The following is a 17,268-nucleotide window of genomic DNA, read 5'->3' as shown; positions in this document are numbered from 1 at the left end:
CCGTTTGACGTGATCTGTGCGCCTGTCGGTCAGTGCACGGACGCCTCGCGTGCGGGCCGCGCCGAATCTCCGAACATCAATTCCGCGCCGATTTATGTGCACTGCGACGTGATTCCGGCCGGTTTTCGCGCCCGCGAGATGGTTGCCCTGCGTAAACTGCACTTGAACGTGTGCGCATGCGAAGCCGGATATGGTTCCGCAGAACGGTGCTCCTCATTGTTTCCACGAAATAAAGCCTGTTTTTGTGGAGCGTTGGCAGCGCTGCCGCGTATTTGTGTACTTGTAATTCCGTAGGGCGGGTGTATTTCCAAATTTAAAGTCATTGTGGAGTGACGCCGTGGAAGACAAAGCGACCCTGATCGAGCTGACCGCCGAAATCGTGGCCAACTATGTGGCCAACAACACGACTTCGGTCTCTGACCTGCCTGCGTTGATCCGGGCGACGCACGACGCGTTGGCCGGAATTGGCTCGCCGGAAGCCCCGGTGGCCGAAACCGTTACCAAGGCTACTCCGGCCCAGATCCGTAAGAGCATCACGCCGGACGCCCTGATCAGCTTCGAAGACGGCAAGCCGTACAAGACTCTGAAGCGTCACCTGACCACCCACGGCATGACCGTGGCCGAATACAAGTCGAAGTGGGGCCTGCCGGCCGACTACCCGACGACCGCCCCGGCCTACAGCGAAGCCCGCTCGGCCATGGCCAAGGCCCTCGGCCTGGGTCAAGGCGGCCGCAAGGCCAAGGCCCCCGGCAAGGCTCGCGCCCGCAAGGCCTGATCCTTCGGTCTTCCAAAGACCCGAGAACACGAAAGCCCCGCTGGAGACAGCGGGGCTTTCTTCTTTCTACCTACCCGATCCGCAACCGGACGAAGGCCATGCCGCCCATCGGGTCGTCATAGCCCAGCGCTTGCGGCGCATCGTAGGCGCTGACCAGCCCGCCGATCCCGAACTTCACGCTCTCTGCGATCTGGAAGTCGCGGATCGCCCCCAGCGACACGCGGCGCACCGTATAGGCCTCGCCCGAGTGCGAGCCGTGATGGTCGGCCAGTTCGTCCTGCTCCACCTGTTCGGCGCGGGCGAAGATCGTCCAGCGGCCGTTCGGCTTCACCGAGCCTTCGGCCAGCCAGGCCTGCAGGGCGTCGCCCGGGATGCGGTCCTTGCGCGACCAGGCCAGGGTGGCGCTGATCGAGCCGTTCTTGCCCAGAGGCCGGGCGTAGAGCGCGCTGGCCGAGGCGCGGGCCTCGTCCTTGTCGGGATCCAGCGCCTCGGGGCTGTTGATCTTCGCCCAGCTGGTCTGCAACGCCCAGTTCGGCGTCGGATTGTACGACAGGCGGGCCGAGACGCTGTCCAGCTGGCCTGTCTCGATATCGTAGCGCTTCTGGTCGGGCTCGCGGCCGCGGAAGGCGCTGGTCTCGATCTTCCAGTCTTCGTGCGAGAACCCGGCCGTGACGACGCCGAACGTGATGTGCGTCGAGTCGAACCAGTGGTGGCTGATCGGGGCTTCCGGGCTGTCCATCGATGAGGCCCGGTGCATGAAGGCCGGCGGACCGTAGGCGGGCGAGCCGGGCAGGCCGGCATAGAGATAGACGTCCGACTTGTCGCCGACGCTGAGGCTGTAGCTGGCCGACAGCTCCATGAAGAGGTCATGCGGATGCTGGCGGTCGACCAGCGCATGCTCGCCGTCGGCCGTTTCGCCCACGGCCATCAGCAGCGGATAGCCGCTCTTGCCCATGAACGGGTCGGGGCTGACCATGGCCTTGAAGCCCAGCATGCCCGGGCCGACCTGCCGCTGGGCCATGCCCATGAACATGCCGGCCGCGAAGGCCTTGGAGCCGCCGCGCGGCCCGCCCTGGTCGACATAGACGCCGTTCAGCAGGGCGTGGCCCATCAGCATCCACTCGCCGCTGTGCTTCATGATCCCGAAGTTCGGCGTGGCGTCGGGCTGCCAGGCGGTGCCGCCGGCGTCGCGGGTCATGGAATAGGCGCCCAGCGGGCTGACCATCATGGGCGAGGCCATGTCCATGCCCGCGTGGTCGTCGCCGTCCATGGGCTGGTCGGCCTCGGGCATGGCCATGTGGTGGCCCGCATGTGGATCGGCCGGCGGTTCGGCTTCGGCCGGAGCCGCCTCGGCGGGCATGGCGTGGCCGGTATGATCCTGGGCGAAGGCGGCGGTGGCGAGCGTCAGGCTCGCGATCGTGCACGCGCCGGCCAGCAGCCGCGCGCGGAAGGAGAGGGCGGTCATGGGACTGCCTTTCTTGGGAACTGTGATCGTAAGACGTTTTGAGAAAAGGCGCGCCTGCGTCGGCGCGCGGTCTTGCGATCAGGCGCGCGGAGGGCGCGGTTCCGGCGCGGCGTTCAGGCCGTCGAGCGACGGGGTGAGGGCCGAGAACTCCACGGCGCTGGCGGTTCGTGCGGCCAGGTCGCCAGCGGCGACGCGCTGGCCGGCCGGCAGGCAGCCGACGCAGCAGCTGGTCGCCATCGCGCCGGGCTTGGACTTGTGGTCGGCGTCCTTGTCGGCGGGGGCGTGCTCGGCGGCGTCCCCGTCCATGGGGCCCATGTCCATGCCGTCCATCGCCATCTCGTGGCAGGCGGGCATGGCGGAGGCCTGGGCCGGCGCGGCGCGCATGATCCCGCCGGCGGCGAAAGCCACCGCGATCAGGGCCAGAAGAAGGAGGCGAAGCCCGCGCATGGGCGGGAAACTAGGGATGGTCGCGACGCGGCGCAACCATCCCGCCATGTCACACGCCGCTCAACGACAGTCCCGGCGCGTCCGGAGGCGTGTCGCCGCCGCCGTTCAGCGACAATTGCATCCAGACCAGATCCACCCAGCGGCCGAACTTGTAGCCCATGGCCGGGAAGACGCCCTTGTGCTCGAAACCGAGCGAGGCGTGCACGCCGATCGAGGCGGCGTTGCCGCTGTCGCCGATCACCGCGCAGATCTGGCGCAGGCCCAGGCCCTCGCAGATCTCGATCAGGGCCTTCAGCAGCGCCTTGCCGACGCCTTTGCCGGCCGCGTCGGGGGCGACATAGATGCTGTCCTCGACGGTGTAGCGATAGGCCGCCCGCAGCCGGAAAGGGCCGGCATAGGCGTAGCCCAGCACCTTTCCGTCCTGCTCGGCGACCAGGTAGGGCAGGCCGCGATCGAGGAAGGCCGCGCGCCGACGGGCCATCTCGGCCTCGTCGGGCGGAACCTCCTCGAAGGTGCCGAGGCCATTGAGCACGTTCCAGCCGTAGATGGCCGTGATCGCGAAGACGTCGGCGTCGGTGGAGGGGCGGATCGTCAGTTCGGACATTCGGATCAGGCCTTGGTCCAGCCCTTGTCGATCGCCCACACCGCGAAGGCGTAGTCGAGCGCGATCTCCTTGAGGAAGTCGAAGCGGCCCGAGGCGCCGCCGTGGCCGGCTTCCATGTTGATCTTCAGCAGGATCGGATCGCCGCTGGTCGTGTGCTCGCGCAGCTTGGCCGCCCACTTCTCGGGCTCCCAGTAGGTGACGCGCGGGTCCGACAGGCCGCCGGTGGCCAGCACGGCCGGATAGGGCTTGGCGGTGACGTTGTCGTACGGCGAATAGCTGGCGATGTAGTCGTAGGCCTCCTTGTCCTCCAGCGGATTGCCCCATTCGGGCCATTCCGGCGGGGTCAGCGGCAGGGAGGTGTCGCTCATGGTGTTGAGCACGTCGACGAACGGCACCGCCCCGATGATCCCGGCCCACAGATCGGGCCGCAGGTTGGTGATCGCGCCCATCAGCATGCCGCCGGCCGAGCCGCCATAGGCCACCGTGCGGCCCGCCGCGCCGTAGCCGGCCCCGTGCAGGTGCTCGGCGCTGGCGATGAAGTCGGTGAAGGTGTTCTTCTTCTTGAACTTCTTGCCGTCCAAGAACCAGCCGTAGCCTTTTTCCGAGCCGCCGCGCACGTGGGCGATGGCCCAGATCCAGCCGCGGTCGACCAGGCTGAAGTTGCGGATCGAGAACGACGGATCCATCGACATGCCGTAGCTGCCATAGCCGTAGAGCAGCAGCGGCGCCTTGCCGTCGAGCTTGACGTCCTTCTTCATCAGCACGGTCACCGGCACCTCGGCGCCGTCGGGCGCCTTCGCATAGAGGCGCTTGGTCACGTACTTCGACGGATCGTGACCCGAGGGGATTTCCTGGGTCTTGCGCAGCACCTTGTCGCCGGTGCGCATGTCGTAGTCGAACCACTGCCGGGGCGTGGTCGGCGACTGGTAGACGTAGCGCAGGGTCGGGGTGTCGAACTCGTAGCCGCCCTCGACGCTCAGCACATAGGCCTGCTCGTCGACGACGATCGGCTTCTCGGCCTTGGTCGCGCGGTCGGTGATGACGATGCGGGTGTTGGCGTTGACCCGTTCGACGCGGACCAGGTGTTCCTTGTAGGCGGCATGGCCGGTGATGAAGGTCCCCGGCTTGTGCGGCACGAAGTCCTTCCAGTGCGCGCGGCCCGGATTGTCGACCGGGGCCTCGACCAGCTTGAAGTCGATGGCGTCGTCAGCGTTGGTCAGGATGACGAACTTGCCGTCCCAGTGCTCGACCGAATAGCGCAGGCCGGGCGTGCGGGGCTCCACCGCTTTCGGCTTGGCGGCGACGTCGCCGGCCGGGATCAGCAGGGTCTCGGAGGTCTCGTGGTCGCCGGCGCTGATGACGATGAAGGCGTCCGACCCAGTGACGCTGACGCTGACGAAGAAGCCGTCGTCGGGCTCGTCATAAACGAGCACGTCGTCCTTCAGCCCGCCGCGCGCGGGGCGGCGATAGATCTTGTCGGAGCGGCCGTTGTCGTCGCGGTGGGTCCAGAACAGCCACTGGCTGTCGGGCGAGAAGGTGAAGTCGCCGGTGCTGCTCTCGACCGGTTCGGCCAGGATCTGCCCCGTGGCCAGGTCCTTGACGTAGATCTTGAAGACTTCCGAGCCTTGAGCGTCCTCGGCATAGGCGAACAGCTTGTGGTCGGGGCTGTGCTCGGCGGCCGCCACCTGGCTGTAGGCCTTGCCCTTGGCCAGGGCGTCGCTGTCGAGCAGCACCTCCTCGCCGTCGGTCTTGCCGCGCGGCCGGCGTGCGTAGATCGGGTGCTGGCCGCCGATGGCGAAGCGCGAATAGTAGTCAAACGGGCCGTCGGGGGCGGGGACCGAGGAGTCGTCCTCCTTGATGCGGCCCTTCATCTCCTCGAACATCGCCTTCTGCAGGTCCTCGGTGGGGGCCAGCATCGCCTTGACGTAGGCGTTCTCGGCGGTGAGGTGCTCCTTGACCTCGGCCTTGATCAGGCTCGGGTCGCGCAAAACCTTCTGCCAGTTGTCGTCCTTCATCCAGGCGTAGTCGTCGACCCGCACGCGCCCCAGCTGCTCGATGCGCTTGGGGATCTTCTTGGCGACGGGCGGAACGGGCTTGGCGGTGGCGGACATGGAACTCCCGGGGATCAGGACAGCGGAGGAGGCGGCGGCGACGGCGGCAGCGCTCGTCATCATTTCGCGCCGGTTCATGGACAGATTCCCCCTCGGATGCGTCAGAACGCCAACTTGTTGCGGCGGGCGCCTCTGGTCAAACTCTTACGGCGTCAAAGGTTGAATCGGAGACGAGGCGTTCATGGCGTGGGACCTGTCGGTCGATCTGATCCAGGCGACGGTGCAGCTCGAGCAGCCGCTCGCTGACGGCTCGCGCACGGTCGGCACCGGTTTCCTCATCGAGGACCCGACGCCGGAGGGGCGTCCGCGCACCATCCTGGTCACCGCCGCCCACGTGTTCGACAAGATGCCGTCGGTCTCGGCCAAGATCGGCTATCGCGTGCAGGGCAGCGACGGCGTCTGGCGCTATGACCCCCGCACCCTGAAGATCCGCGACGGCGACCATCCGCTGTGGATCAAGCATCCCAGCCGCGACGTCGCCGCCATCGAGGTCGAGGCCCCGCCGGAATTCGCCAAGGCCGCGATCCCGCTGGCCTGGCTGGCCCAGGACGACACCTTCAACAAGTATAGCCTGGGCCCCGGCGACGAGATGATGGCGCTGGGCTTCCCGCGCGGCCTGTCTGCCAATACCGCGGGCTTCCCGATCCTGCGCTCTGGCCGGGTGGCGTCGTATCCGCTGGCCCCGGCCAGTGTGTTTCCGACCTTCCTGATGGACTTCTCGGTGTTCCCCGGCAATTCGGGCGGGCCGGTGTTCATGGCCGAGGGCGCGCGCCGCCGGCCGGGCTCGACCGAAAGCCAGGAAGTGCAGTTCGTGGCCGGCATGCTGACGCAGCAGGTCGAGCTGTCGGGCGAGCGCCTGGAGATCGGCATCGTCACCCACGCCAAATACATTCGCGAGACCGTGGCCCTGCTCGACAAGGCCGCCGGCCCGCCGGTGATCCAGGCCGCGCCGGCCAAGCCTCCGACCCAGGCCGTCGTCCAGGTTCCGCCGGCGACGCCGCCTCAAGGGGCGGCCCCAGGAGCGACCCAAGGCGGGGTCGCCGTTCAGGCCGTGTCGGTGACCGGCTACAACCGCTGAAGCCGCTCTGGTCACGCTAGGAACCTTTGCTCCAAGGCCCCCGTTCGGATGGGGAGTTCAATTCCAGCAGGAGCAGACCATGAGCACCAATCGTGTTGAAGGCGCAGTCGACAAGGGCGTGGGCGCGGTGAAGGAAGCGGTCGGCAAGGCCACGGGCAACGAACGCCTGGAAGCCGAAGGCGCGGCCCAGAAGCTCAAGGGCGACGTCCAGAACAAGGTCGGCCAGGCCCAGGACAAGATCGGCGACGCGATCAAGCGCTAGGCTTGGTTCGAGCCAAACAGACGAAGGCCCCAGGAGCGATCCCGGGGCCTTTCTCTTAGGCGCCGTAGATGATCGAGATGGTCTCTGCCACGCAGGCTGGGCGCTCCTCGCCCTCGATCTCGATGGTGCATTCGTTCTTCAATTGCAGGCCGCCGGCCTTGGGCTCCACGGCCAGCAGCTTCTGGCGCATGCGCACCCGCTTGCCCACGCGCACCATGCCGGTGAACCGTACCTTGTCGCAGCCGTAGTTGATGCCGCGCGTGACGCCGCTGACGTGCAGTATGCCCGCGCCCAGCATCGGGATCAGCGACAGGGTGAGATAGCCGTGGGCGATCGGCCCGCCGATTTCGCGGGTGGCCCGCTCGACGTCGATGTGGATCCACTGGTAGTCGCCGGTGGCTTCGGCGAACTGGTTGACCCGCTCCTGGCTGATCTCGACCCAGTCGGACACCCCGACCTCCTGGCCGACCAGGCTGGCGATGTCGGCGAAGGCGATCTCTTTCATGCGGCGTTCTCCCAAACGTTTGTTTGGAAGAGATCACGGGGCGGCGCGGGTCACAAGCCTTCGAGCGTCGCCCGCGCGTCGTCGGGCAGCAGGCCGACCGACTCGTCCAGCAGCTTTCGCCAAGTTTCGCCCCGCCCGCGCGCCTCGGCATAGGCGTCGCGCAAGGCGTAGGGATCGTCTTCGGCCAGGGCGCGGATGAGCTGGGTCGACTGCAGGCGGTCCTTCAGCCCCTTTTCGGGATTGACCTTGCGATCGCGGCTGACGATCAGCTTGTGGACCGCATAGCGCGCCGGCGAAGGCGCGTTGACGAGCACGCCGCCGCCATGGAGCACGGCGGTCTCGACGGGATCGCGCAGCAGAAAGTCCATGAAAGGCAGCGGAACGGCGTCACTGCCCAAGGTCGGCAGGTAGGATGGCTCGTCGCGTGGCGCGCCTCGATTGGTTGTCAGGACATCCAGTCGATAGCGTTCGCCCAGTGAGTAGCTTGTGGTGCGACTGGCGTCGAAAGCGTAGCTCACCGGCGCGAAGCGAGGGTCCAGGTCTCTCAGGATGTCGAGCAGGGGGCGATCGAGCGTGTCGTCGAGGTTCGACGCGATGCCGAAGTCCTGGGCGATGTCGAGATCCATGGTCGCCAGGCTGGTGACAGGCAGTCGAACGCCGATATGCGCGGCGTAGGTCTGAAAGGCGACCGTGCCGATCAGCAGGGCGCGCAGGCGGAACGCGCCGGCCACCGCCAGGGCCTGGATGATCTCCGCACTGATGCGGTCGGGACGGGGAGCGCCCGAAGCGACGATCGCCGCGACGAGGCGGCGGCGATCGTCCTGGTCGGCGCGATGCTCGCCGTGTCGGGCGATGCGCTCGCGCAGTTCGTCGCTGTCGGGGCCGACATAGACCTGCCGCCGGCTTTGGGCGCCGCCGGTCGGCATCTGGACGTACCAGTAGATCCTGCCCTTCACGGTCTTGGATACGAACGACGAGCCGGCGGGATATTCTCCGACCCGGCCCAGGCGCAGGCGCTCCATCAGCTCCGCGTAGCTGGTGTGGGCCGAAAGAGGCAGGCGCTCGATCATGGAGCTAAGTTATACGCAATTTGAAAATTTGCGTATAACTTTCCACATCACACGATCCGCCCCTCGCCCTTGCCCCAGTAGGCGTCCCGCACCAGCCGCTTGTAGAGCTTCCCCGTCGGATGCCGGGGCAGTTCGCGCACGAAGTCGACCTGGCGCGGGGCCTTCACGTGGCTGAGGTTGTCGCGGGCGAAGGCCAGGAGTTCGGCGGCCAGGTCCGGGCCGGCGTCGTCCCAGTCGAGGGGCTGGATCACCGCCACGACCTTCTCGCCCATCTCCTCGTCGGGCGCGCCGACCACGGCGGCGTCGGCTACGCGAGGGTGGGTGATCAGGAGGTTCTCGATCTCCTGCGGATAGATGTTCACCCCGCCGGAGATGATCATGAAGCTCTTGCGGTCGGTCAGATAGAGATAGCCGTCCTCGTCGGCCCAACCGACGTCGCCCAGCGTCGTCCAGCCGTGCTTGTTGTAGCTCTCGGCCGTCTTTTCCGGGGCGTTGTGGTAGGTTACGGCCGGGCCGTTGGCGAAGTAGACGACGCCCTCGGCGCGGGCGGGCAGGGGATCGCCAGCCTCGTCGCAGATGCGCAGCTCGCCCAGCGCCGCCTGGCCCACCGAACCGCGCCGTTCCAGCCAATTGCCGCTGTCGATCCAGCAGAAGCCGTTGCCCTCGGTGCCCGCGTAGTACTCGTAGATCACCGGACCCCACCAGCCGATCATCTGCTCCTTGACCGGGATCGGGCAGGGGGCGGCGGCGTGGATCGCCGACTTCATGCTGGAGACGTCGTATTTCGTCCGCACGGCTTCCGGCAGTTTCAGCATCCGCACGAAGTGGGTCGGCACGAACTGGCCGCAGGTGGCCTTGTGCTGTTCGATCAGGGCCAGGGCCGTCTCGGGATCGAACTTCTCCATGACCACGACCGTGCCGCCCAGCTTGTGCACGCTCATGCACCAGCGCAGCGGGGCGGCGTGGTAGAGCGGGGCGGGCGAGAGATAGACGCTGTCGCCGTCCAGCTTGAAGAGGTGCTGGGCCATCATCTGCAGCGCCGTCGGCGCGTCGATCGGCGCGCCGTTCAGGGCCGGTTTCACGCCCTTGGGCCGTCCCGTGGTGCCCGACGAATAGAGCATGTCCGAGCCCGAGGTCTCGTCGGCGACCGGTGTTGTCGGCATGGCCGCGCGGGCCGCGTCGAAGTCGCCATAGGGGGCGAGCGCGCCGTCGACCCGCAGCAGGGCGACACCCGGGATCAGCGGGGCGAGGGCTTGGGCGACCGCGTCCAGCGCCGGGCCGGCGATCAGCGCCTTGGCCCCGCAGTCCTCGACGATGTACTCGACCTCGGGCGCGGTCAGCTTGGTCGAGACGCAGGTGAAATATAGCCCCGCCCGCTGGGCCGCCCAGGCGATTTCCAGGTAGCGCGGATGGTTGTCGAGCAGGATGGCCACGACGTCGCCGACCCCCAGCCCCATCGCCCGGAAGAGCTGCGCCCCCTGGTTCGAGCGGTCGTCGAGTTCTCGATAGGTCACCGTCTCGCCCGAGCCGGCCATCACGAAGGCGGGCTTGTCGGGCTGGGTTAGGGCATGGACGCTCGGATGCATGGACCCTCCAGGGCCGTCCCGCCAAGGCGAGCACGGCCGTTTCTCTCCCTGAAACCGTCCGCGTGTTCCCGCGTGATCGGCGTTCATCTGGAGCATGCTTCAAGCGCGAACTGTCGCGCAAGTTGCCGTAGGGGCGCTGTTGGCGGCGACGCCATACTGGGTGATCGTGCCGCAAAAGAACGATGTTCAACGGGAGGCGCGCATGGAACTGATCAGCCAGACGGCGGTGGACGGACGGCCGGGACCGGCCGCCGCGCCGACCTATCCGACCCTCGAGGGCGTCGACCTCGCCGACATCTTCCGCTTCACCAAGGGCCAGCCCTTCGCCGACTTCGCGCGGATGCGGAAGGAGGCGCCGGTCATGTGGCACGCCGAGCCGTTCGGCGGGCCTGGCTTTTGGGCCGTCACCCGCCATGAGGACGTCATGCGGGTGAACGGCGACCCGGAGACCTTCTCGTCGCAAAAGGGCGGAATCCTGATGTCGATGGGACCGCCCGACAAGCGCCACGCCCTGCTGTTCCGGGCGACCATGGACACCATGATCAATCTCGACGCGCCGCATCACCTGCAGCTGCGCCGCGAGCACATGCCCTATTTCACCGCCGGCTACCTGCGCGGCCTGACCGAGAAGGTGAGGGGCGAGGTCACGCGACTGCTCGACGAAATGGAGCCGCTGCTGGCCGGCGGCACGGAGGTCGACATGGTCGAGCGCTTCTCGTCGATCCTGCCGCTGTTCACCCTGTGCGAGATCCTGGGCGTGCCGGCCGAGGACCGGGGCAAGTTCCTGCGCTGGATGCACTATCTGGAGCGCGCTCAGGACCTGGCCGTGCAGCAGGCCATGGCCCCGATCACGCCGACGCTGGAGCTGATGCAGTTCGTGGCCGACTTCAACGAGAACATCGAGGAGATGTTCGACTACGGCCGCACAATGCTGCTCAAGCGCCGGGAGGACCCGAAGCAGGATTTGATGACCGCCATCGCCCGCGCCCAGGTCGATGGCGACCTGCTGGCCGATGAGTATCTTGACGGCTCCTGGCTGCTGATCGTGTTCGCCGGCAACGATACGACGCGCAACACGCTGTCGGGCGCGATGAAGCTGCTGACCGAGTTTCCCGAGCAGAAGCAGCGGCTGATCGACGATCCCGCCCTGCTGCCGGGCGCGGTGGACGAGTTCATCCGCATGGTCAGCCCGGTGATCTACATGCGCCGCACGGCGACGCGCGACGTCGAGGTGGCCGGCCAGCAGATCCGCGAGGGCGAGAAGGTGGTGATGTACTACGGCTCGGCCAATCGCGATCCGGAGGTGTTCGCCGATCCCGACCGTGTGGACGTGACCCGCGCCAACGCCGGCAAGCACGTGGCCTTCGGCTACGGCCCCCACACCTGCCTGGGCAAGCGCGTGGCCCAGATCCAGCTGGAGGAGGCCTATCGCCAGATCCTGGCGCGGTTCCCCGACCTGGAGTGGACGGGGAGCATGGAGATCGCGGCGAACAATTTCGTGCATGCGATCAGCAAGCTGGGCGTGCGGCGGGCTTGAGATCGGCGAACGTCTCCCTTCCCCCTTGATGGGGGAAGGGCCGGGGATGGGGGTGACCTGCTGAGCTGGCGGCCGTGCGCGGCTTCGACCGCCGTAGCCACCCCCACCCCTGCTCCTCCCCCATCGAGGGGGAGGGGTTGTGCATATGCGGCAAGCGGTCATACGGTTGTTTAAAATCATCCAGGGAGCCCCGCATATGTCGCAGCCCACCTTCGAGACCCTGCTTTACGCCGTCGAGGACGGGATCGCGACGATCACCCTGAACCGGCCGGAGAAGCTGAACGCCTTCACCGCCCGGATGATGAAGGAGCTGATCGAGGTCTTCGACATCACCGACGCCGACGACGCGGTGAAGGTGGTGATCGTCACCGGCGCGGGCCGGGCCTTCTGCGCCGGGGCCGACCTGTCGAGCGGCGGGGCCACCTTCGACCGCACCTCGCCCCAGGCCCTGGAGCGGGAGGAGGGCAAGGTCGGCGACGTCTATCGCGACGGCGGCGGCCGGGTGACCCTGCGGATCTATGACAGCCTCAAGCCGGTGATCGCCGCCGTGAACGGCGCGGCCGTGGGCGTGGGGGCGACCATGCAGCTGGCCATGGACATCCGCCTGGCCAGCGAAGACGCCAAGTTCGGCTTCGTGTTCGCGCGGCGGGGCATCACGCCGGAGGCCTGTTCGTCGTGGTTCCTGCCGCGGCTGGTCGGCCTGCAGACGGCGCTGGAGTGGTGCTACACCGGCCGGGTGTTCCCAGCCTCGGAGGCCAAGGAGCGCGGCTTCGTGCGGTCGCTGCACGCGCCCGAGGACCTGCTGCCGGCGGCCAGGGCGCTGGCCCGCGAGATCGCCGACAATACCGCGCCGGTCTCGGTGGCCCTGACCCGCCAGCTGCTGTGGCGCATGGCCGGGGCCGACCACCCGATGGAGGCCCACAAGGCCGACAGCCGGGCCATCCAGTCGCGCGGCGCCTCGGGCGACGCCAAGGAGGGGGTGACCTCGTTCCTGGAAAAGCGCCCGCCGGCCTATCCCAACCGCGTCTCGACCGACCTGCCCGACATCTGGCCCGAATGGGAGCCGCGACAATTTCGCTGAGGCCCTGGCGGAGCAGGGCCGTACGCCGCACATTCTCCTGGCGGGAGAATCCTTGGCGCTAATTCGAAATAAGGACGTTTCCCGTCTAGTTTCGAATCCGGCGATGGGGGCTTCGCCGCCAGGAAGATCATGACCGACCCGATTTCGCCCTTCGCCAAGCCGATCGCCGTTCCGCCCAAGTCGCGCGCCGCGCTGCTCAAGCGGCTGGCCGACGTGGTCTGCCTGCCGGCCAGCCGGATCAACAATTTCGAGCGCGCCATGTGCGCCGACCTGCTGGTCGAGATGCTGCGCGAGGCGGTGGTCGAGGAGCGCGAGAAGGTCGCCCGGCGCCTGGCGACGCTGAGCGACATGCCGGGCTCCCTGGTGCGCCTGCTGCTGCGCGACGAGGTGATGGTGGCCCGGGCGCTGCTGGAGAACTCGCCCAACCTGTCGGACGCCGACCTGATCGACTGCCTTTATCACGCCAGCCAGGAGCACCGCCGGCTGATCGCCATTCGCCGCGGCGTGGGCGAGGTGGTGGCCGACGCCCTGGTCGACATGGGCGAGATCCCGGTGGTCGAGGCCCTGCTGCGCAACGACCTGGCCCGCTTCAGCCACCAGGGCGTCGAGAACGTCGTGGCCATGACGCGCGACAATCCGGGCCTGATCGCCCTGCTGCTCAAGCGCGCCGAACTGCGGCCCAGCCACGCCTATGTGATGTTCTGGTGGGCCGACGCCGAGGCGCGGCGCACGATCCTCCAGCGCTTCGCCGTCTCGCGCGAAATCCTGCAGGACGCCGTCGGCGACGTCTTCGCCGTGGCCTCGGAGGAGGGCTGGCAGGACCCGCTGTCGAGAAAGGCGCTGCAGTTCATCGAGCGCCGGCAACGCAATCGGGCGGCCATCGCCAAGAGCCCGTTCGACAGCCTGGAGGACGCCGTCGCCGCGGCCCAGACCGGCCTGACCCGCGAGACGGCCGAGGAGATCTCGTACCTGGCCGGTCTCAAGCCGATGACCGGCGCCAAGATCTTCACCGATCCGGGCGGCGAGCCGATCGCCATCCTGTGCAAGGCCACCGGCCTGCCGCGCGCGGCGGTGCGGGCCCTCTGGCGCGGCCTGCGCCGGCCGGAGGCCGACGCCAATGGCGGTCCGTCACCGGGGCTGGAGCGGGTGCTGGGCGTGTTCGACGCCATCGCCGTCGACCGGGCCCAGACGGTGCTGCGCTACTGGAACTGGTCGCTCTCCTCGGCCCTGACCCCGGCCCTGCTGAAGGCCATCCGCGACGGCGACACCGACGCCATCGACGAATATTCGGTGCCGCAGCGGGCGGCGATGCTGGCCCTGTCGCGGGACTTCGGGCGGTAGGAGATTGCCTTCTCCCCTTGCGGAACCTCCCCCTCTGGGGGAGGCGATCGCGTAGCGATCGGAGGGGGGAGTTGGTGCGGGATCGGCCGACGCCTCGAAAGCTGAAAACGTCCCCCCACCGGCCTTCGGCCGCCTCCCCCAAAGGGGGAGGTTCCCGGACGCGCGGCTTCGCGCTCACGCGGTGAACCGCTGAGCTGATGAAGAGGAGCGGAGCGCCCGGGCGACGCCCGGAGGTGCTTTGTGTTGTTACCGTTTCGACGAAGCCGTGCGCTCCGCGCGGTCGTTGGGCTGCCGGCTTCCCGGGCGGCGGCGCTCTTAACGCCTTACCAGGACCGCCTTCGAGGTTTCCCTTTCAAGCGGCGACGAGGAGAGGGGACTCTGTAGTCCTCGCCCAAGCCGACGGCGGGCGGGCCTGGCCAGCGCCAGGTCCCCGGACGCGACGGATCTTCCCAATCCGCCCCAGTCCCGCTCGATCGCATCCCGCCGCCGCATGGTCGCTGGCCTTGCGCCCCTTCGGTGCGGCGAGACCCAGTGATTATGCGGGTGGTTTGAGCGCGTCTGATCCAGGGCGGTGAGAAAGTTGTAAGGGGTTGGATTGGTTGGGGTTTGGTCTGAGCTCGACGGGAATTGGTAGCGCTCTATCCCCGTCAGCGGCCAACTCCTCCCCCGTGCAACGGGGGAGGGGGACCGGCGAAGCCGGTGGAGGGGGCGAGACTGGGCGCTGAGCGCGCGGTCGCCCCCTCCGTCACGCTGCGTATCCGCAGCGCGCCACCTCCCCCGTTGCACGGGGGAGGAGTGAAGGCGTCTGATTTCTGAGAGACCCCTCACCCGACCTGCTTCGCAGGCCACCCTCTCCCGCAAGGGGAGAGGGATCAGTTGTCCCGCTTTCGCGAGGATTTTACGGCGCCCCTCCTTGAGAAAGCGACGCAATACTAGTCCGCTTGGTCAAGTTGGCTGAACGTGTTCAGTCAATAGTACGGAAAATGCAAATTTCAACTCACGACCTTGAGTTGTCGTTCGGCTTATGTCGGCTATCCGTCAGTCAATATTCCATGGATTCAGCTATTGCCCAGTTTTACTGGCAAGCTTATCCATATGTGGACTTCGCGCGTGAGGCGGCGCGCGTCGAATAAAAGAAAACAGAGAGAACGGGAGAGCGCCATGGAAGAAGACATCCCCTTGGTCGAACTGACCGCGAGCATCGTCGCCGCCTTCGTGGGCGGCAACGCGGTGCCGACGGCCGAGATGCCGGCCCTGATCCGCAGCGTGCACGCGGCCCTGTCGGCGGTCGGCGCGCCGGAGGCGGCCGCGCCAGAGCCGAAGGAGCCGGCTGTGCCGGTGCGGCGCTCGGTGACGCCCGACTACATCGTCTGCCTGGAGGACGGCCGGCGCTTCAAGTCGCTGAAGCGGCACCTGCGCACGCAGTACGATCTGAGCCCCGAGGACTACCGTGAGAAGTGGGGCCTGCCGTCGGACTATCCGATGGTTGCGCCCAACTACGCCAAGGCGCGTTCGGAGCTGGCCCGGCAGATGGGCCTGGGTCAGACCGGGCGGGGGACCCGCGGCGCCCGCAAGGGGTGAGTCTGAGCGTTCATTTACCCTAAATCAATCAATTGGTTGTGGTTAAGCTACGCGAAAAATCCGACGCCCGGTCGCTGCCCCAGCGGCCGGGGCGTTGTGCTTGCAGATTGACTCGCCAGCAGAATCTTTGTTGGCGAACGCGATTTTTCGCTTCCGCCGATTCGGTGCTTAAGACATAGTGAATGCGCGGTGAATCACCGTGATTCCAAAGACTTGTTAAGGACTCTGAAGATGTCCGCGCAATTGAGCGCATCCGCCACGGCGGCGCGCGCTCATCAGGAAATGTTCGCATACTGGGCGTCCCTGCGCCGTGGGGCGAACCTGCCTGCGCGTGTCGATCTTCAACCTTCCGGCATCAAGCGCCTGCTTCCGACCGTCAGCCTGACCGACGTGGTGCGTGAGCCGCGCGACTATCGCCTGCGCCTGGCCGGCACCGGCCTCTACGGCGTCTATGGCCGCGAGATCACCGGCCGCAAGCTGGACGAGGTCTACAACACCGCCGCCGCCGACTACTGGCGCAAGGAACTGGACAAGGTGGTCGACGAGCGTCGTCCTGGCGTGGGCGTGCACAGCCTGGCCTGGCGCGGCGCGCCGCACGTCTCGATCCTGTGGCTGCGCCTGCCGCTGGCCAGCAACGGCAAGGACGTCGACATGATCCTGGGCTACGACGCCATTGTCGGCGCCCAGGCCGAAGGCTCGTTCAGCGGCATCCGCGCGGCCTAGAAGCGTTTCCCGGCGCGGCGCTTGTGGCGCTCGTTGAACACCACCCAGATCATCGACAGCATCAGGCCCAGGATCAGCGCGGGCGCGATGTAGGCCGACAGCGGCGGTTCGCCCCAGTAGCACATGACCGGCGCCAGGCTGTGGCTCTTCATCTTCGCGGTCGCGGCTTCGTTGGCGGCTTCTTCGTCCACGATCGGCTCCAGCTCAGGGCTCGGCGCATCTGAAGGTTCGCGGACGAGCTTGGCAAGCTTGACCTCAAGTTGCGCCCGCCGCTCTGTCGCGCTAGCAATCGAAACGATTGTTTGAATTGCGGTGGATCACATGCCCAGCTTCAAGACCTCGGACGGCCTGTCGATCGCCTATCAGGTCTGGGGCGAGGACGAGAACGAGGGCGGGGCGCGGCCGCCGGTGGTGCTGCACCACGGCTTCTCGGCCAGCGGCCTGATCAACTGGAAGGGGCCGGGCGTCGTCGACGCCCTGGTCGCGGCGGGGCGCAAGGTGGTGGCGATCGACGCGCGCGGCCATGGCGCGTCGGACAAGCCGCATGACCCCGTCTTCTACGGCGAGGCGCGGATGGCCCGCGACGTCTCCGAGCTGATCGACCACCTGGGCGCGGCGGCCATCGACCTGGCCGGCTATTCGATGGGGGCGATCGTGTCCCTGATCTGCGCCAGCCAGGAGCCACGCGTGCGCCGGCTGGTGACCGGCGGGGTGGGCGAGGGCGTGGTCGCCACCGGCGGGGTCGACACCCGCCACGTGCCCAGCGACGCCATCGTCGAGGCGCTGCTGACCGAGGATCCCTCGACCATCCGCCATCCGGCCGCCGTGCCCTTCCGCCTGTTCGCCGACGCCATCGGGGCTGATCGGAAGGCCTTGGCGGCCCAGGCCAGTGTCGTCCATGCCAAGCCGATCGCGCTGGACGCGATCACGGCCCCGACCTTGGTGATCGCCGGCGACGACGATCCGCTGGCGGTGCGTCCCGAACGGCTGGCGGCGGCCATCCCCGGCGCGCGGTCGCTGCTGGTCGGCGGCGATCACCGCACGGCGGTGGCCAACCCGGCCTTCGCCCGGGCGATCGTGGAGTTCTTCGCGGAGTGAGGGT

General features: G+C 67.6%; 15 protein-coding genes and 2 pseudogenes. 9 read left to right on the top strand and 8 right to left on the bottom strand.

Going from position 1 to position 17,268, the window contains the following annotated elements; translation table 11 throughout:
* Positions 1-337: 337 nt before the first annotated feature.
* Positions 338-775, top strand: coding sequence for a Ros/MucR family transcriptional regulator (locus AC1RRS_RS10210; RefSeq protein ID WP_110120897.1), 438 nt, complete (start codon positions 338-340; stop codon positions 773-775).
* Between the two features lie 70 nt (positions 776-845).
* On the opposite strand, the gene AC1RRS_RS10205 is transcribed toward AC1RRS_RS10210, so the two are convergent.
* From AC1RRS_RS10205 to AC1RRS_RS10190, 4 genes are all read right to left on the bottom strand, one after another.
* On the bottom strand, positions 846-2,240 hold the full coding sequence (locus AC1RRS_RS10205) for a hypothetical protein (protein ID WP_492855063.1): 1,395 nt from the start codon (positions 2,238-2,240) through the stop codon (positions 846-848).
* Positions 2,241-2,318: 78 nt separating this feature from the next.
* A complete protein-coding gene (locus AC1RRS_RS10200) occupies positions 2,319-2,687 on the bottom strand; it encodes a hypothetical protein (protein ID WP_492855062.1) in 369 nt (122 codons plus the stop codon).
* Positions 2,688-2,736: 49 nt separating this feature from the next.
* A complete protein-coding gene (locus tag AC1RRS_RS10195) occupies positions 2,737-3,291 on the bottom strand; it encodes a GNAT family N-acetyltransferase (RefSeq protein ID WP_492855061.1) in 555 nt (184 codons plus the stop codon).
* Between the two features lie 5 nt (positions 3,292-3,296).
* The gene (locus tag AC1RRS_RS10190) at positions 3,297-5,480 is read right to left on the bottom strand and encodes a S9 family peptidase (protein ID WP_492855060.1); all 2,184 of its coding nucleotides are present in this window, start codon (positions 5,478-5,480) and stop codon (positions 3,297-3,299) included.
* Positions 5,481-5,498: 18 nt separating this feature from the next.
* Between AC1RRS_RS10190 and AC1RRS_RS10185 the strand changes: the two are divergent.
* A pseudogene (locus tag AC1RRS_RS10185) lies at positions 5,499-6,480 on the top strand (trypsin-like serine peptidase).
* A gap of 79 nt (positions 6,481-6,559) precedes the next feature.
* Positions 6,560-6,801, top strand: a pseudogene (locus AC1RRS_RS10180) (CsbD family protein).
* On the opposite strand, the gene AC1RRS_RS10175 reads toward AC1RRS_RS10180, so the two are convergent.
* From AC1RRS_RS10175 to AC1RRS_RS10165, 3 genes are read right to left on the bottom strand one after another with little or no spacing between them, the layout of a single operon-like run.
* Entirely contained in the window at positions 6,798-7,247 is a 450-nt protein-coding gene (locus AC1RRS_RS10175) for a MaoC family dehydratase (RefSeq protein WP_492855059.1), read from the bottom strand. The pseudogene AC1RRS_RS10180 and the gene AC1RRS_RS10175 overlap by 4 nt on opposite strands.
* A gap of 50 nt (positions 7,248-7,297) precedes the next feature.
* Positions 7,298-8,317: a nucleotidyltransferase family protein gene (locus tag AC1RRS_RS10170; protein ID WP_492855058.1), complete on the bottom strand. Its 1,020-nt coding sequence runs from the start codon at positions 8,315-8,317 to the stop codon at positions 7,298-7,300.
* A 47-nt stretch (positions 8,318-8,364) separates the two neighbouring features.
* Entirely contained in the window at positions 8,365-9,903 is a 1,539-nt protein-coding gene (locus AC1RRS_RS10165; RefSeq protein ID WP_492855056.1) for an acyl-CoA synthetase, read from the bottom strand.
* A 202-nt stretch (positions 9,904-10,105) separates the two neighbouring features.
* Between AC1RRS_RS10165 and AC1RRS_RS10160 the strand changes: the two genes are divergently transcribed.
* The 5 genes from AC1RRS_RS10160 to mopJ all read left to right on the top strand — a co-directional run bounded on the left by AC1RRS_RS10160 (position 10,106) and on the right by mopJ (position 16,166).
* On the top strand, positions 10,106-11,440 hold the full coding sequence (locus tag AC1RRS_RS10160) for a cytochrome P450 (RefSeq protein WP_492855055.1): 1,335 nt from the start codon (positions 10,106-10,108) through the stop codon (positions 11,438-11,440).
* A gap of 196 nt (positions 11,441-11,636) precedes the next feature.
* Positions 11,637-12,521, top strand: a complete 885-nt coding sequence (locus tag AC1RRS_RS10155) for a crotonase/enoyl-CoA hydratase family protein (RefSeq protein WP_492855054.1) — start codon at positions 11,637-11,639, stop codon at positions 12,519-12,521.
* A gap of 129 nt (positions 12,522-12,650) precedes the next feature.
* Positions 12,651-13,862: a DUF2336 domain-containing protein gene (locus AC1RRS_RS10150; RefSeq protein ID WP_492855053.1), complete on the top strand. Its 1,212-nt coding sequence runs from the start codon at positions 12,651-12,653 to the stop codon at positions 13,860-13,862.
* 1,161 nt (positions 13,863-15,023) lie between these two features.
* Entirely contained in the window at positions 15,024-15,443 is a 420-nt protein-coding gene (locus tag AC1RRS_RS10145; protein WP_110120882.1) for a Ros/MucR family transcriptional regulator, read from the top strand.
* A 225-nt stretch (positions 15,444-15,668) separates the two neighbouring features.
* Entirely contained in the window at positions 15,669-16,166 is a 498-nt protein-coding gene (gene mopJ / locus AC1RRS_RS10140; protein ID WP_487287933.1) for a motility/cell cycle regulatory protein MopJ, read from the top strand.
* On the opposite strand, the gene AC1RRS_RS10135 is transcribed toward mopJ, so the two are convergent.
* The gene (locus AC1RRS_RS10135; RefSeq protein ID WP_492855052.1) at positions 16,163-16,357 is read right to left on the bottom strand and encodes a hypothetical protein; all 195 of its coding nucleotides are present in this window, start codon (positions 16,355-16,357) and stop codon (positions 16,163-16,165) included. The genes mopJ and AC1RRS_RS10135 overlap by 4 nt on opposite strands.
* 130 nt (positions 16,358-16,487) lie before the next feature.
* Between AC1RRS_RS10135 and AC1RRS_RS10130 the strand changes: the two genes are divergently transcribed.
* Positions 16,488-17,264, top strand: a complete 777-nt coding sequence (locus AC1RRS_RS10130) for an alpha/beta fold hydrolase (protein WP_492855051.1) — start codon at positions 16,488-16,490, stop codon at positions 17,262-17,264.
* Positions 17,265-17,268 lie beyond the last annotated feature (4 nt).

The organism is Caulobacter sp. GW821-FHT12A07 (assembly GCF_058807655.1).
The sequence above is the reverse complement of the archived record's forward strand: the minus strand, read 5'-3'. Positions and strand labels throughout refer to the sequence as shown.

Excerpts from the sequence above, each read along its gene's own strand:
- AC1RRS_RS10175 (WP_492855059.1), bottom strand. The coding sequence starts at position 7,247 with ATGAAAGAGATCGCCTTCGCCGACATCGCCAGCCTGGTCGGCCAGGAG.
- AC1RRS_RS10170 (WP_492855058.1), bottom strand. The coding sequence starts at position 8,317 with ATGATCGAGCGCCTGCCTCTTTCGGCCCACACCAGCTACGCGGAGCTG.
- AC1RRS_RS10195 (WP_492855061.1), bottom strand. The coding sequence starts at position 3,291 with ATGTCCGAACTGACGATCCGCCCCTCCACCGACGCCGACGTCTTCGCG.
- AC1RRS_RS10190 (WP_492855060.1), bottom strand. The coding sequence starts at position 5,480 with ATGAACCGGCGCGAAATGATGACGAGCGCTGCCGCCGTCGCCGCCGCC.
- AC1RRS_RS10150 (WP_492855053.1), top strand. The coding sequence starts at position 12,651 with ATGACCGACCCGATTTCGCCCTTCGCCAAGCCGATCGCCGTTCCGCCC.
- AC1RRS_RS10160 (WP_492855055.1), top strand. The coding sequence starts at position 10,106 with ATGGAACTGATCAGCCAGACGGCGGTGGACGGACGGCCGGGACCGGCC.
- AC1RRS_RS10205 (WP_492855063.1), bottom strand. The coding sequence starts at position 2,240 with ATGACCGCCCTCTCCTTCCGCGCGCGGCTGCTGGCCGGCGCGTGCACG.
- AC1RRS_RS10130 (WP_492855051.1), top strand. The coding sequence starts at position 16,488 with ATGCCCAGCTTCAAGACCTCGGACGGCCTGTCGATCGCCTATCAGGTC.
- AC1RRS_RS10165 (WP_492855056.1), bottom strand. The coding sequence starts at position 9,903 with ATGCATCCGAGCGTCCATGCCCTAACCCAGCCCGACAAGCCCGCCTTC.
- AC1RRS_RS10145 (WP_110120882.1), top strand. The coding sequence starts at position 15,024 with ATGGAAGAAGACATCCCCTTGGTCGAACTGACCGCGAGCATCGTCGCC.
- AC1RRS_RS10200 (WP_492855062.1), bottom strand. The coding sequence starts at position 2,687 with ATGCGCGGGCTTCGCCTCCTTCTTCTGGCCCTGATCGCGGTGGCTTTC.
- AC1RRS_RS10155 (WP_492855054.1), top strand. The coding sequence starts at position 11,637 with ATGTCGCAGCCCACCTTCGAGACCCTGCTTTACGCCGTCGAGGACGGG.